Raw genomic sequence first — 14352 nt, forward strand, 5'->3', positions numbered from 1 at the left:
TCGGCCTTAAGCGACATAGCAGATGACTTCGCCGCCAACGCCCGTTGCACGTGCCTTGCGGTCCGTCATCACGCCCTTCGGCGTCGACACGATTGCCACGCCCAAGCCATTCATGACCACGGGGATGTCGTTACGGCCGCGGTACACACGCAGACCAGGCTTCGAGACGCGTTCAATGCGCTCGATGACCGGACGGCCAGCGTAATACTTCAACACGATGTTCAATTCCGACTTCGCACCTTCGGACTTCACTGCGAAATCGTCGATATAACCTTCGTCCTTCAGGACCTGCGCAATCGCAACCTTGACTTTCGACGAGGGCATAGTCACCGAAACCTTCTCGACCATCTGCGCATTGCGGATGCGAGTCAGCATATCGGCGATAGGATCACTCATGCTCATTTATGTTTCTCCTATTACCAGCTCGCCTTGGTCAGGCCAGGGATCTCGCCGCGGAACGCGATTTCGCGAATCTTGTTACGCGCCAGCCCGAATTTACGGAACGTGCCGCGCGGACGACCGGTAATTGCGCAACGGTTGCGCTTACGGGTCGGGTTAGAGTTTCGCGGCAGTTGCTGCAGTTCCAGGCGTGCTGCGTAATGCTCTTCTTCCGACTTGCTCGTATCGCCAATGATTGCCTTCAATGCTGCACGCTTGGGAGCGTACTTGGCGGCGAGGCGAGCACGCTTCTTTTCACGTTCGATCAGTGCCAGTTTAGCCACGGTAACCTCAGTTTCTGAACGGGAACTTGAAGCTGGCGAGCAGAGCCTTTGCTTCGTCGTCAGTCTTCGCAGTCGTCGTGATGCTGATGTTCAGCCCACGCAGTGCGTCGATCTTGTCGTAGTCGATTTCGGGGAAAATGATCTGCTCTTTCACACCGACGTTGTAGTTGCCGCGACCATCGAACGCCTTGCCCGACACGCCACGGAAGTCGCGCACACGGGGGAGCGCAACCGTCACGAAACGGTCCAGGAATTCGTACATTGCCTGGCCACGCAGCGTGACCATTGCACCGATCGGATAGCCCTGACGGATCTTGAAGCCAGCGATTGCCTTGCGTGCCTTCGTGATCACCGGCTTCTGGCCCGCGATCTTCGTCAGATCGCCAACGGCGTTTTCGATGATCTTCTTGTCAGCAACGGCTTCGCCAAGGCCCATGTTCAGGGTGATCTTGGTGATGCGCGGCACTTCCATCACGGACTTGTAACCGAACTTCTCGATGAGGCCGGGTACAACCTTCTCTTTGTAAAACTCTTGCAAACGAGCCATTTTTTACTCCGCAGCGTCAGGCGCTCAGTACGGCACCGGTCGTCTTCAGGAAACGGACCTTCTTGCCCCCTTCGACCTTGATGCCTACACGCGATGGCTTGCCATTCGCGTCCACCAATGCGACGTTCGAAATTTGCAGCGGCATCGTCTTGGCTTCCACGCCGCCCGTCGCACCCTTCATCGGGTTCGGCTTGACGTGCTTCTTGACGAGGTTGATGCCCTCGACAGTCACGGTCTCGCCGTGAACGGCCAGCACCACGCCACGCTTGCCCTTATCTTTGCCGGTGATGACGATAACTTCGTCACTCTTGCGAATCTTGTTCATCGCGACTCCTTACAGCACTTCAGGCGCCAGCGAAACGATCTTCATGAATCGTTCGCTACGCAACTCGCGCGTGACAGGCCCAAAAATACGGGTACCGATCGGTTCGAGCTTGGTGTTGAGCAACACAGCCGCGTTGCCGTCGAACTTGATCAGCGAGCCGTCCTGACGACGCACGCCCTTGGCGGTGCGAACCACCACGGCGTTGTAGATTTCGCCTTTCTTCACGCGCCCGCGCGGCGTTGCCTCTTTGACAGTCACCTTGATGATGTCGCCAATGCTGGCATAACGACGCTTCGAGCCGCCGAGCACCTTGATGCACATGACTTCACGTGCACCCGTGTTGTCGGCCACTTCAAGCCGAGTTTCGGTCTGGATCATGGTTTATCTTTCCCAACTTAATCCGGTCACGCCACCATGGCGCTTCCCGGTCAGTCTTGGTCCCGTCAGCCGATCGGCTGCTTGGGTTAGAACAGCAGCGACGGCAAACGAAACCCGCCATCGCAATCCGGTGAATCCTTCGGTCTGGGCTGGCGCCCGAACCGCTTCCCCCACCAACTTCGCCCGCGACGGGGCTCCCACAAAGAGGGAAGACCGAAATTATATCAAATAATCTCGGTCTTGCAAGCGAAACTTACTGCGATTTCAACTACTTCTACAGCTTTGCGACATTAGATGACGCGAGCAGCCTCGACCAGGCGAGCCACAACCCAAGCCTTCGTCTTCGAAATCGGACGAGTTTCCTGGATTTCAACGAGGTCACCCTCGTTGTAGGTGTTCGCGTCGTCATGCGCGTGGTACTTCTTCGACCGCACGACGTACTTGCCGTAGATCGGGTGCTTCACGCGGTGCTCGACCAGCACGGTAACCGTCTTGTCCATCTTGTTGCTGACGACCTTGCCGACCAGCGTCCGCTTGAGCGAGGTTTTTACGCTATCGTTCATTTCTGGTTCGCCTTCTCAGTCAGGACGGTCCGCACACGCGCGATGTCGCGACGGACCTTCTTCAGCTGGCTCGTGTTCGTGAGCTGCTGAGTCGCGAGTTGCATGCGCAGGCCGAATTGCGCCTTCAACAGGTCCGACAGCTCCTTGTTGAGCGCGGCCTGATCTTTCTGGTGAAGTTCGGAAGCCTTCATCATTTGCTCCTTAGGCGCCGAGCTGACGCACGATAAACGTCGTCTTCAGCGGCAGCTTCGCTGCAGCCAGACGGAACGCTTCGCGCGCCAGTTCTTCGGTTACGCCGTCCATTTCGTACAGCATCTTGCCCGGTTGAATCTCAGCGACGTAGTACTCCGGGTTACCCTTACCGTTACCCATACGCACTTCCGCCGGCTTGGTCGAGATCGGCTTGTCCGGGAAGATCCGGATCCAGATGCGGCCACCGCGCTTGATGTGACGCGTCATTGCACGACGCGCCGCTTCAATCTGGCGCGCGGTCAGACGGCCACGACCGACAGCCTTCAGGCCGAACTCACCGAACGACACCGCGTTGCCGCGGGTAGCAACGCCGGTGTTACGACCTTTCTGCTCTTTGCGATACTTTCTGCGTTTCGGTTGCAGCATCGTTATTCTCCAGTCTTCCCGTCGCCGCCGGCACCGCCAGCACGTCGGGGAGCGCCACGGCGTGCACCTGCCGGGCCACCACCTTCGCCATCACGACGCGGACGGCGATCGCCACCCGGACGTGCATTGCGGCGCGGACGCTTTTCTTCGGCGACTTCTTCGACCACCGGTGCGTCGTTGCGGCCGAGCGTGTCGCCCTTGTAGACCCACACCTTCACGCCGATGATGCCGTACGTCGTCTTTGCTTCCGACGTTGCGTAGTCGATATCCGCACGCAGCGTATGAAGCGGCACGCGACCTTCGCGATACCATTCCGTACGGGCGATTTCGATACCGTTCAGACGGCCAGCGCTCATGATCTTGATGCCTTGAGCACCCAGACGCATCGCGTTCTGCATCGCACGCTTCATCGCGCGGCGGAACATGATCCGGCGCTCGAGCTGTTGCGTGATCGAATCAGCGATCAGTTGCGCGTCCGTTTCGGGCTTGCGGATTTCTTCGATGTTGACGTGAACCGGAACGCCCATGCGCTTTTGCAGCTCGGACTTCAGCAGTTCGATGTCTTCACCCTTCTTGCCGATCACGACACCCGGACGCGAGCTGAAAATCGTGATACGCGCGTTCTTTGCAGGACGCTCGATCACAACGCGGCCGACGGACGCGTTCTTCAGCTTCTTCTTCAGGTATTCACGAACACCGATGTCTTCCTGCAACATCGCCGCGAAATTGTTGTTGTTCGCGTACCAACGCGAAGCCCAATTGCGGCTGACGGCCAAACGGAAGCCAGTCGGATGAATCTTCTGTCCCATCGTATGACCCCTTAATTCCCGACCGTCACAGTGATGTGACAGGATTGCTTCTCGATGCGGTTACCGCGGCCTTTAGCGCGCGCGGTGAAACGCTTCAGCGATGCTGCCTTGTCGACGTAGATGCTCTTGATCTTGAGCTCGTCGATATCGGCGCCTTCATTGTGCTCCGCATTCGCGATCGCCGACAGCACGACCTTTTTCACGATCCCCGCAGCCTTCTTCGGCGAGAACGTCAGAACGTTCAGCGCCTTGTCGACCGGCAAACCGCGGATCTGGTCAGCCACAAGGCGCGTTTTCTGCGCCGAGATGCGGGCACCGCGATGAATTGCTTTCACTTCCATCTTGATTGCCCCTTATTTCTTGGCCTTCTTGTCGGCCGCGTGTCCCTTGAACGTACGGGTCAGTGCGAACTCGCCAAGCTTGTGGCCGACCATGTTTTCCGTGACATACACCGGAACGTGTTGACGGCCGTTGTGAACGGCGATCGTCAGGCCGATGAAGTCCGGCAGGATCGTCGAGCGACGCGACCAGGTCTTGATCGGTTTCTTGTCACGCGATGCTGCAGCCGCCTCAACCTTCTTCAGCAAATGGGCGTCGCAGAACGGACCTTTCTTAATAGAACGTGCCATTGCCTACTCCTTAACGCTTGTGACGGCGCTGGACGATCATGCTCGTCGTGCGCTTGTTGCTGCGGGTGCGATAGCCCTTCGTCGGCGTGCCCCACGGGCTCACCGGATCGCGGCCTGCCGCAGTCTTGCCCTCGCCACCACCGTGCGGGTGGTCGACCGGGTTCATTGCAACGCCACGCACCGTCGGGCGGATACCGCGCCAGCGGTTCGCACCAGCCTTACCGATTTGACGGAGGCTATGCTCTTCGTTGCCTACTTCACCGATCGTTGCGCGGCATTCAACGTGAACGCGGCGGATTTCGCCCGAACGCAGACGAACCTGCGCGTAGATGCCTTCGCGAGCCAGCAGCATCGCCGACGTACCCGCCGAACGCGCCATTTGCGCGCCCTTGCCCGGCAGCATTTCGATGCAGTGAATCGTCGTACCGACCGGGATGTTGCGGATCGGCAGCGTGTTACCTGCGCGGATCGGCGCCTCCGAACCCGACATCAGCTGTTGACCGACGGCAATACCCTTCGGAGCGATGATGTAGCGGCGCTCGCCGTCTGCGTACAGAACCAGCGCGATGTTCGCGCTACGGTTCGGGTCGTACTCGAGACGCTCGACCTTTGCGGGAATACCATCCTTCGTGCGACGGAAGTCGACGACACGATAGTGATGCTTGTGACCACCACCCTTGTGACGCGTGGTGATGTGACCGTTGTTGTTACGGCCGGCGGTCGACGACTGCGTGTCGAGCAGCGCTGCGAACGGCTTGCCCTTGTGCAGTTCCTTGTTGACCACCTTGACCATCGCGCGGCGACCCGGCGAAGTCGGCTTAACTTTCACGATTGCCATGATTACTTGGCCTCCGCTTCAAAGTTGATTTCCTGGCCGGGCTTCAGGCAGACGTACGCCTTCTTCACGTCCTTGCGCTTGCCCATGAAGCGACCAAAGCGCTTGGCTTTGCCCTTCGCGACCAGCACGTTGACGGAATCGACTTCCACCTTGAACAGCAGCTCGACTGCAGCTTTCACTTCCTGCTTCGTGGCATCCGGCGCGACTTCGAACACAACCTGTTCGTTCTTGTCGGCCACCAGCGTCGCCTTTTCGGAGACCACCGGCGCGAGCAGGACCTGCATCAAACGATGATCGTTCTTGCGAATCTCGCTCATGACAGCAACTCCTCGATCTGGGCGACCGCAGCCTTCGTGATCAGGATCTTCTTGAAGTAGATCAGCGACAGCGGGTCGGCGTAACGCGGCTCCACAACCGCCACGTGGGCGAGGTTGCGCGACGCGAGGTACAGGTTTTCGTCAACCGTGTCGGTAATCACCAGCACGGAATCGAGACCCATCGCCTTGAATTTTTCGGCCAGCAGCTTCGTCTTCGGCGCTTCGAGCGTCAACTCATCGACCACCGAGATGCGGCCTTCGCGGGCCAGCTGCGAGAAGATCGAGCAGAGACCTGCACGATGCATCTTCTTGTTGACCTTGTGCGAAAAGTTTTCTTCCGGCGAATTCGGGAAAATACGGCCACCGCCGCGCCACAGCGGGCTCGACGACATACCGGCACGGGCGCGGCCCGTACCCTTCTGGCGCCACGGCTTCTTGGTCGTGTGTTTGACCTGCTCACGATCCTTCTGCGCGCGGTTGCCGCTACGGGCATTCGCCTGGTACGCAACCACCACCTGGTGAATCAGGGCTTCGTTGTAGTCGCGGCCGAACACGACGTCCGACGCGCTAACGCCTGCACTTTCCTGACCATTGGCATTCAGGAGCTTAAGTTCCATTATTTCGCTCCTTTCACGGCACGCGTCTTCACGGCCGGCGTAACGAATACCTTGCCACCCTTCGCACCCGGAACGGCGCCCTTGACCAGCAGCAACTTGCGGTCAGCATCGATACGAGCGATTTCGAGGTTTTGCACCGTTACCTTCTCATCACCCATGTGACCGGTCATGCGCTTACCCGGGAAAACACGACCCGGATCCTGCGCCATACCGATCGAGCCCGGCACATTGTGCGAGCGCGAGTTACCGTGTGATGCACGGCCAGACGAGAAGTTATAACGCTTGATGGTACCGGCGTAGCCTTTACCGATCGACACGCCTTGCACGTCGACCTTCTGGCCCACTTCGAACAGCTCGGGACCAACCACGGCGCCGCTCGACAGTTCGGCAGCCTTAGCGGCATCGATCTGGAATTCTTTGAGGATTTCACCGGCTTGAACACCGGCTTTGGCGAGATGACCTGCCAACGGCTTCGTCACGCGGGATGCACGGCGCGTACCGAAGGCAACCTGCACGGCCGTGTAGCCGTCGGTTTCAACAGTCTTGATCTGCGTCACGCGGTTGTCGGACACGTCCAGCACGGTGACGGGAATTGAATCCCCTTCAGCCGTGAAGATACGGGTCATACCAACCTTGCGACCTACGAGTCCAAGGCTCATCGTTTTCTCCATTCCCGACTGCGATTGGTCGGGGCTAATTTACAAAATGCCGGCACCGCTTCGGGCATGAAACCATGCTGCAGGGCGCCGACTTTTTTACGCAAATGCGCGAAAAGCTCAACAGTATAGCGAGCCTTTTCGTTTTCCGCAAGCAATCAATGACTTAGCGTTGCCCGGGTGGCCGGGCAAGGGCTGGAAGCCTTACTGCAGCTTGATTTCAACGTCCACGCCAGCCGGGAGATCCAGCTTCATGAGCGCGTCGACGGTCTTGTCCGTCGGGTCAACGATGTCCATCAGACGCTGGTGAGTGCGGATTTCGAGCTGGTCACGCGAGGTCTTGTTGACGTGCGGCGAACGCAGGATGTCGAAGCGTTGAATGCGGGTCGGCAGGGGTACGGGACCACGAACAATCGCGCCAGTCCGCTTTGCCGTATCGACGATTTCAGCTGCCGATTGGTCGATCAGGCGATAGTCGAAAGCCTTCAGGCGAATGCGGATTTTCTGGTTCTGCATGACAAATTCCTTGAAAAGAGCGAGGCGATATTGCACCGCCGATTAGAAAAAGAACGTAGGCTCGGACGCTCGCGCAGAGCGAGTGCCCGAGCCCGGGCGCTACAGACTGCTACAGCAATCGTCGATTTTACTCGATGATCTTGGCGACGACACCGGCGCCGACCGTACGGCCACCTTCGCGAATTGCGAAGCGCAGACCTTCTTCCATCGCGATCGGGTTGATCAGTTTCACCGTGATCGACACGTTGTCGCCCGGCATCACCATTTCCTTGTCCTTCGGCAGCTCGATCGAGCCCGTCACGTCCGTCGTACGGAAGTAGAACTGCGGACGGTAGTTGTTGAAGAACGGCGTGTGACGGCCGCCTTCGTCCTTGCTCAGCACGTACACTTCAGCCGTGAAGTGCGTGTGCGGGTTGATCGAACCCGGCTTGGCCAGAACCTGGCCACGCTCCACGTCTTCACGCTTCGTGCCGCGCAGCAGGATACCAACGTTGTCGCCTGCCTGACCCTGGTCGAGCAGCTTGCGGAACATTTCCACGCCCGTGCAGGTCGTCTTGGCCGTTGCGCGGATACCGACGATCTCGATTTCCTCGCCAACCTTGATCACGCCGCGCTCGACGCGACCCGTCACCACCGTGCCGCGACCCGAGATCGAGAACACGTCTTCCACCGGCATCAGGAACGCACCGTCAACCGCGCGCTCCGGCGTCGGGATGTACGTGTCCAGCGCATCGGCCAGGTTCATGATCGCTACCTCGCCCAGCTCGCCCTTGTCGCCTTCCAGCGCCAGCTTGGCCGAACCCTTGATGATCGGCGTGTCGTCGCCCGGGAAGTCGTACTTCGACAGAAGTTCGCGAACTTCCATCTCGACGAGTTCCAGCAGCTCGGCGTCGTCCACCATGTCGCACTTGTTCAGGAACACGATGATGTACGGAACGCCAACCTGACGCGCCAGCAGGATGTGCTCACGCGTTTGCGGCATCGGGCCGTCGGCAGCCGAGCACACCAGGATTGCGCCGTCCATCTGCGCCGCGCCCGTGATCATGTTCTTCACGTAGTCTGCGTGGCCCGGGCAGTCGACGTGTGCGTAGTGGCGGTTAGCCGTTTCGTACTCGACGTGCGCGGTGTTGATGGTAATGCCACGCGCCTTTTCTTCCGGCGCCGCGTCGATCTGGTCGTACGCCTTCGCTTCGCCGCCAAACTTCTGCGTCAGGACCGTCGTGATCGCTGCCGTCAGCGTGGTCTTGCCGTGGTCAACGTGACCGATCGTGCCCACGTTCACGTGCGGCTTGGTCCGCTCGAATTTACCTTTAGCCATGTTTCTCTTCTTTCAGAAAGTTAATCGTTGAATGACTTTGCCGCGCGATTACTTCGACTTCGCGTTGATGATCGCTTCCGACACGTTACGCGGAGCTTCAGCGTAGTGCTTGAACTCCATCGTGTACGTTGCACGGCCTTGCGTCAGCGAACGCAGAGACGTCGAGTAGCCGAACATTTCCGACAGCGGCACTTCGGCGCGAACGATCTTGCCGCCGCCAACCATGTCATCCATGCCCTGAACAATACCGCGACGGCCAGAGAGGTCGCCCATCACGTTGCCCATGTAGTCTTCCGGCGTTTCGACTTCGACAGCCATCATCGGTTCGAGGATGACCGGCTGTGCCTTGCGCATCGCTTCCTTGAACGCCATCGAACCGGCCATGCGGAACGCGTTTTCGTTCGAGTCGACATCGTGGTAGGAACCGAACGTCAGGTGAACCTTCACGTCCACGACCGGGAAGCCCGCCAGCACGCCGGCCTTCAGCGTTTCCTGGATACCCTTGTCGACTGCCGGGATGTATTCGCGCGGAATCACTCCGCCCTTGATCTCGTCCAGGAACTCGTAGCCCTTGCCTTGCTCGTTCGGCTCGAGCGTGATGACCGCGTGACCGTACTGGCCGCGACCACCCGACTGCTTGACGAACTTGCCGTCAACGTCTTCCGCCTTGCCGCGAATCGTTTCGCGGTAAGCCACCTGCGGCTTGCCAACCGTTGCTTCGACGCCGAACTCACGCTTCATCCGGTCGACCAGAATTTCCAAGTGGAGCTCGCCCATGCCCGAAATAATGGTTTGACCCGATTCTTCGTCCGTTTGAACGCGGAACGACGGATCTTCCTGCGCCAGACGGTTCAGGGCCAGACCCATCTTTTCCTGGTCCGGCTTCGTCTTCGGCTCAACAGCCTGCGAAATCACGGGTTCCGGGAAAACCATGCGCTCGAGCACGATCGGGCTCGTCGGATCGCACAACGTGTCGCCCGTGGTCGCGTCCTTCAGGCCGACCGCAGCGGCGATGTCGCCTGCGCGCACTTCCTTGATTTCTTCGCGCTGGTTCGCGTGCATCTGCAGAATACGGCCCAGACGTTCCTTCTTGTCCTTGGTCGCGTTCAGCAGGGTGTCGCCCGAATTCACAACGCCAGAGTAGACACGGAAGAAGATCAGTTGGCCGACGAACGGGTCGGTCATGATCTTGAATGCCAGTGCCGAGAACTTTTCGTCGTCAGCAGCGCGGCGCTCACCCTTTTCACCGTTTTCCAGCTCGCCGGTAACCGGCGGGATGTCGATCGGCGACGGCAGGAAGTCGAGCACGGCGTCCAGCATGCGCTGCACACCCTTGTTCTTGAACGCGGTGCCGCACAGCATCGGCTGGATTTCGCAAGCGATCGTACGGTCGCGCAGACCCTTGATGATTTCCTCTTCGGTCAGCTCACCCGACTCGAGGTACTTGTTCATCATGTCTTCGTTCGCTTCCGCCGCGGCTTCGACCATCTTTTCACGCCATTCGTTGCATGTGTCGACGAGCTCTGCCGGGATGTCTTCGTACGAGAACTTGGTGCCTTGGGACGCGTCGTCCCAAATGATCGCCTTCATCTTCATCAGATCGACGACGCCCGTGAAGTTCTCTTCCGCGCCGATAGGCACGACGACCGGAACCGGGTTCGCCTTCAGACGCAGCTTGAGCTGGTCGTAGACCTTGAAGAAGTTCGCGCCGGTACGGTCCATCTTGTTGATGAACGCGAGACGGGGAACCTTGTACTTGTTAGCCTGACGCCACACGGTTTCCGACTGGGGCTGCACGCCGCCCACAGCGCAGTACACCATGCACGCGCCGTCGAGCACGCGCATCGAGCGCTCGACTTCAATCGTGAAGTCGACGTGACCCGGGGTGTCGATGATGTTGATGCGGTGTTCGGCGCGGTCGCCCGCCATGCCCTTCCAGAATGCCGTGGTAGCAGCGGAAGTAATCGTGATGCCGCGCTCCTGTTCCTGCTCCATCCAGTCCATGGTGGCAGCGCCGTCGTGAACTTCACCAATCTTGTGGTTCACGCCCGTGTAGAACAGAATGCGCTCGGTCGTCGTCGTTTTGCCGGCGTCGATGTGAGCGCTAATACCGATGTTACGGTAGCGCTCGATAGGAGTCTTGCGAGCCACTTTGATCCTCTATTGGGATGACGCGATGCGAGAGATGCCCATCGCGCTGTAACACAAACGGGCGAGGCGCCTTTGAAGCGCACCCGCCCGGAATTTCTTTCCGTTTTCCGCTAAACCCGGGGTGGGGAAGCTTAGAAACGGAAGTGCGAGAACGCCTTGTTGGCTTCTGCCATCCGGTGAACTTCGTCGCGCTTCTTCATCGCGCCGCCACGGCCTTCGGCCGCTTCGGAGAGCTCACCTGCCAGACGCAGGGCCATCGACTTCTCGCTGCGCTTCTTCGCGGCTTCACGCAGCCAACGCATCGCCAATGCCATACGACGCGACGGGCGCACTTCGACCGGAACCTGATAGTTCGCACCACCAACGCGGCGGCTCTTCACTTCGACCACCGGCTTGACGTTGTTGAGCGCCACCGTGAACACTTCCAGCGGGTCCTTGCCACCCTTGGTCTGGATCTGTTCGAAAGCGCCGTACACGATACGCTCGGCAACCGACTTCTTGCCGGAGAGCATCAGCACGTTCATGAATTTTGCTACATCAACGTTGCCAAACTTCGGATCCGGCAACACTTCCCGCTTGGGGACTTCGCGACGACGCGGCATGTTTCTTCCTTTACTTTTCAGTTGGAGCTGTTTACAGCCCCGCGGCCACCAACTAACCCGATTCATCCGTAAGACTAACCAGCCTGGCCGGGTGACCACTTACTCGATAGCACCGGCGATTCCGGCACCATCGCTATTACCGCCTTTGCAGGCGACCTGAAACTACGATCGACCGGCTAAATTACTTGCCAGCCTTGGCACGCTTCGCACCGTACTTCGAGCGAGCCTGCTTACGATCCTTGACGCCCTGGGTATCCAGCGAGCCGCGAACCATGTGGTAACGCACACCCGGCAAGTCCTTCACACGGCCGCCGCGAATCAGCACGACCGAGTGTTCCTGCAGGTTGTGGCCTTCGCCACCAATGTACGAAATGACTTCGAAGCCGTTCGTCAGACGAACCTTGGCGACCTTACGGAGTGCCGAGTTCGGCTTCTTCGGTGTCGTGGTGTACACACGGGTGCACACGCCGCGACGCTGGGGGCAGTCCTGCAAAGCCGGGCTCTTGCTCTTCGTCGTTTCCGACGTGCGGCCTTTGCGAACCAGTTGATTGATGGTTGGCATTGATTATTCCTGAAATTGAACAAAATCGACGCATCGGTTTCCGGGCAAAGCAGAAACGCCCGCGCATCGAACTTCCGGCTGGCCCGCTCACGCACGAACTGAAGTTGCGCGTAGGCATTCCAAGAACCGGAACCTAGCATAATATTCCGAAAATACTAAGGGAGTCAACAGGTTGCGGTGTTTCGCCCCTGTCAATCCGGCTAAACAGCCAGACGACGTCAGTCTGCCGCTACGACGTGCAGCAATTCGTAGCCGAAACGGTCCAGTTTACGCGCCCCCATGCCCGGAATCCCGCGCAGATCGTCGATTGAATTGGGGCCGAGACGGGCGATTTCCGCGAGCGTCGCGTCATGGAAAATCACATAAGCCGGCACTCCGTCGCTCTTCGCGGTTTCTGTGCGCCACATGCGTAGACGCTCCCAGCGGGCCCGCTCGCGAGGGCCCATGCCAATGGTCGGATCGGCGCGCTCGCTCGTACGACCCGACGATTGACGCGTGCGTGTCGGCTTGACGTAGCGACGCATCGTCACCTTCTGCTCGCCCTTGAGCACCGGCTTGCTCGCCTCCGTCAGCACGAGCGAACCGAAGCCCTCGTGGTCGACCGTCAAGTAACCGAACGCGACGAGTTGGCGAAAGATCGCACGCCACTCCGGCTCACCGAGCGCCGCGCCGATACCGAACGTGGTCAGCTTCTCGTGGCCGCGCTGCAGGATTTTTTCGCTGCGGTTGCCACGCAAAATATCTATCAGGTGTCCGGCTCCGAAATGAAAGCCGCTCGCACGCTGCGCGCGAAACACGCACGACAGCGCCATCTGAGCCTCGCGCGTTGCATCCCAGGTCGGCGGCGGCTCGAGGCAGTTGTCGCAGTTGCCGCACGGCTGGCTCGTTTCGCCGAAGTACGCGAGCAGGCGCACCCGCCGGCAAGTCGCCGTTTCGCACAAACCGAGCAGCGCGTCGAGCTTGCCTGTCTGGACGCGCTTGTGCGCGTCGTCTGCTTCGGATTCGTCGATCATCTTGCGCTGCTGCACGACGTCGCCGAGCCCGTAGGCCATCCACGCGTTCGACGGCAGTCCGTCGCGGCCCGCGCGGCCGGTCTCCTGGTAGTACCCTTCCACGCTCTTGGGCAAATCCAGATGCGCGACGAACCGCACGTCGGGTTTGTCGATGCCCATGCCGAACGCAATCGTCGCGCACATCACGATGCCTTCCTCGCGCTGGAACATCTCCTGATGTTTCTGGCGCACCTCGAACTCCATGCCGGCGTGGTACGGCAGCGCGCGCATGCCCTTTTCCTTCAGCCACTCCGCGGTTTCCTCGACCTTGCGGCGCGACAGGCAATAAACGACGCCCGCGTCGGTCGTACCGTCGGCTTTCGTATGCTCGGCGCGGATGAAGTCGAGCAGTTGCGTGCGCGCGTTGTCTTTTTCGGCGATGCGATAGCGGATGTTCGGCCGATCGAAACTCGACACGAACACGCGCGCGTCTTCGAGCGCGAGACGGTGGATGATTTCGTCGCGTGTGATCGCGTCGGCGGTCGCCGTCAGCGCGATGCGCGGGACATTCGGAAAGCGCTCGTGCAGCACCGACAACTGAATATATTCGGGCCGGAAATCGTGTCCCCATTGCGACACGCAGTGCGCTTCGTCGATCGCGAAAAGACCGATGCGCGTGCGTTCGAGCAGTTCCTGGAAGCGCGGCGTCATCAGCCGCTCCGGTGCGACGTAGAGCAGATCGATGTCGCCGTCGCGGAGCGCCCGCTCGGTGGCCACCGCCTCCGCGCTCGACAACGTTGAGTTCAGGTACGCGGCCCGCACGCCGACTTCGGTCAGCGCGGCCACCTGATCCTGCATCAGCGCGATCAGTGGCGACACCACGATGCCGGCGCCAAAGCCGCATTCGCGCCGCACCAGCGACGGGATCTGATAGCACAGCGATTTGCCGCCGCCCGTCGGCATCAGCACAAGGCAATCGCCACCGTCGGCGACGTGCTCGACAATTTCGCCCTGCTGCCCTCTGAACGCGGGATAACCAAAGACTTCATTGAGGATTTCGAGCGGTCGGGACATGTATTTGAGAGAGACGGCGAAAGGAACGGCACGCAGGCGGTGAGACGGATTTTACCAACCCATTCGTGCCGCGCCCGCGCTTTGCGACAACGTTAGCCATCGGGCCTAGGACGGCTCC

Annotated in this window: 21 protein-coding genes; all 21 read right to left on the reverse strand. The window is 59.6% G+C overall.

The window, feature by feature from the left end:
- Nucleotides 1–6: 6 nt before the first annotated feature.
- Nucleotides 7–402 (reverse strand): 30S ribosomal protein S8, encoded by a 396-nt coding sequence (gene rpsH / locus OKW40_RS15155; RefSeq protein ID WP_006052216.1) that lies wholly within the window; start codon nt 400–402, stop codon nt 7–9.
- 14 nt (nt 403–416) lie between these two features.
- Nucleotides 417–722 carry a 30S ribosomal protein S14 gene (gene rpsN, locus OKW40_RS15160; RefSeq protein ID WP_090802162.1) on the reverse strand — a complete coding sequence of 102 codons (306 nt, stop codon included), beginning with the start codon at nt 720–722 and terminating at the stop codon, nt 417–419.
- A 7-nt stretch (nt 723–729) separates the two neighbouring features.
- A complete protein-coding gene (rplE, locus tag OKW40_RS15165) occupies nt 730–1269 on the reverse strand; it encodes a 50S ribosomal protein L5 (RefSeq protein ID WP_090802163.1) in 540 nt (179 codons plus the stop codon).
- Nucleotides 1270–1285: 16 nt separating this feature from the next.
- Entirely contained in the window at nt 1286–1594 is a 309-nt protein-coding gene (rplX, locus tag OKW40_RS15170; RefSeq protein WP_429490373.1) for a 50S ribosomal protein L24, read from the reverse strand.
- A gap of 9 nt (nt 1595–1603) precedes the next feature.
- The gene (rplN, locus tag OKW40_RS15175) at nt 1604–1972 is read right to left on the reverse strand and encodes a 50S ribosomal protein L14 (protein WP_006998478.1); all 369 of its coding nucleotides are present in this window, start codon (nt 1970–1972) and stop codon (nt 1604–1606) included.
- Nucleotides 1973–2262: 290 nt separating this feature from the next.
- A complete protein-coding gene (rpsQ, locus tag OKW40_RS15180) occupies nt 2263–2535 on the reverse strand; it encodes a 30S ribosomal protein S17 (protein WP_007180129.1) in 273 nt (90 codons plus the stop codon).
- Nucleotides 2532–2726 carry a 50S ribosomal protein L29 gene (rpmC, locus tag OKW40_RS15185; protein ID WP_007180130.1) on the reverse strand — a complete coding sequence of 65 codons (195 nt, stop codon included), beginning with the start codon at nt 2724–2726 and terminating at the stop codon, nt 2532–2534. The genes rpsQ and rpmC overlap by 4 nt, the downstream gene beginning before the upstream one ends.
- Nucleotides 2727–2736: 10 nt before the next feature.
- Nucleotides 2737–3153: a 50S ribosomal protein L16 gene (gene rplP, locus OKW40_RS15190; RefSeq protein ID WP_008923342.1), complete on the reverse strand. Its 417-nt coding sequence runs from the start codon at nt 3151–3153 to the stop codon at nt 2737–2739.
- A 2-nt stretch (nt 3154–3155) separates the two neighbouring features.
- Nucleotides 3156–3962: a 30S ribosomal protein S3 gene (rpsC, locus tag OKW40_RS15195; protein WP_012434570.1), complete on the reverse strand. Its 807-nt coding sequence runs from the start codon at nt 3960–3962 to the stop codon at nt 3156–3158.
- An 11-nt stretch (nt 3963–3973) separates the two neighbouring features.
- A complete protein-coding gene (gene rplV, locus OKW40_RS15200) occupies nt 3974–4303 on the reverse strand; it encodes a 50S ribosomal protein L22 (protein WP_004199272.1) in 330 nt (109 codons plus the stop codon).
- 12 nt (nt 4304–4315) lie between these two features.
- The gene (gene rpsS / locus OKW40_RS15205; RefSeq protein WP_006998484.1) at nt 4316–4591 is read right to left on the reverse strand and encodes a 30S ribosomal protein S19; all 276 of its coding nucleotides are present in this window, start codon (nt 4589–4591) and stop codon (nt 4316–4318) included.
- A 10-nt stretch (nt 4592–4601) separates the two neighbouring features.
- Nucleotides 4602–5429, reverse strand: a complete 828-nt coding sequence (rplB, locus tag OKW40_RS15210; RefSeq protein ID WP_184065465.1) for a 50S ribosomal protein L2 — start codon at nt 5427–5429, stop codon at nt 4602–4604.
- A gap of 2 nt (nt 5430–5431) precedes the next feature.
- Complete coding sequence (rplW, locus tag OKW40_RS15215) at nt 5432–5746, reverse strand: 50S ribosomal protein L23 (RefSeq protein WP_008923345.1); 315 nt, start codon at nt 5744–5746, stop codon at nt 5432–5434.
- On the reverse strand, nt 5743–6363 hold the full coding sequence (gene rplD / locus OKW40_RS15220) for a 50S ribosomal protein L4 (protein ID WP_090802165.1): 621 nt from the start codon (nt 6361–6363) through the stop codon (nt 5743–5745). Before rplD ends, rplW begins: the two co-directional genes overlap by 4 nt.
- Nucleotides 6363–7022 (reverse strand): 50S ribosomal protein L3, encoded by a 660-nt coding sequence (gene rplC, locus OKW40_RS15225; protein WP_090805499.1) that lies wholly within the window; start codon nt 7020–7022, stop codon nt 6363–6365. The genes rplD and rplC overlap by 1 nt, the downstream gene beginning before the upstream one ends.
- 201 nt (nt 7023–7223) lie before the next feature.
- Complete coding sequence (gene rpsJ / locus OKW40_RS15230; protein ID WP_006998489.1) at nt 7224–7535, reverse strand: 30S ribosomal protein S10; 312 nt, start codon at nt 7533–7535, stop codon at nt 7224–7226.
- A 127-nt stretch (nt 7536–7662) separates the two neighbouring features.
- Nucleotides 7663–8853, reverse strand: a complete 1191-nt coding sequence (gene tuf, locus OKW40_RS15235; protein WP_129958904.1) for an elongation factor Tu — start codon at nt 8851–8853, stop codon at nt 7663–7665.
- 48 nt (nt 8854–8901) lie between these two features.
- Nucleotides 8902–11004: an elongation factor G gene (gene fusA, locus OKW40_RS15240; protein ID WP_090802169.1), complete on the reverse strand. Its 2103-nt coding sequence runs from the start codon at nt 11002–11004 to the stop codon at nt 8902–8904.
- A gap of 131 nt (nt 11005–11135) precedes the next feature.
- The gene (gene rpsG, locus OKW40_RS15245) at nt 11136–11606 is read right to left on the reverse strand and encodes a 30S ribosomal protein S7 (RefSeq protein WP_006053291.1); all 471 of its coding nucleotides are present in this window, start codon (nt 11604–11606) and stop codon (nt 11136–11138) included.
- 181 nt (nt 11607–11787) lie between these two features.
- Complete coding sequence (rpsL, locus tag OKW40_RS15250) at nt 11788–12168, reverse strand: 30S ribosomal protein S12 (protein WP_006053290.1); 381 nt, start codon at nt 12166–12168, stop codon at nt 11788–11790.
- Nucleotides 12169–12386: 218 nt separating this feature from the next.
- Nucleotides 12387–14234 (reverse strand): DNA helicase RecQ, encoded by a 1848-nt coding sequence (gene recQ, locus OKW40_RS15255; RefSeq protein ID WP_184065459.1) that lies wholly within the window; start codon nt 14232–14234, stop codon nt 12387–12389.
- Nucleotides 14235–14352 lie beyond the last annotated feature (118 nt).

The sequence above is a fragment of the Paraburkholderia sp. RAU6.4a genome, from assembly GCF_050435625.1.
In the GTDB taxonomy this organism is placed as follows: Bacteria; Pseudomonadota; Gammaproteobacteria; order Burkholderiales; family Burkholderiaceae; genus Paraburkholderia; species Paraburkholderia tuberum.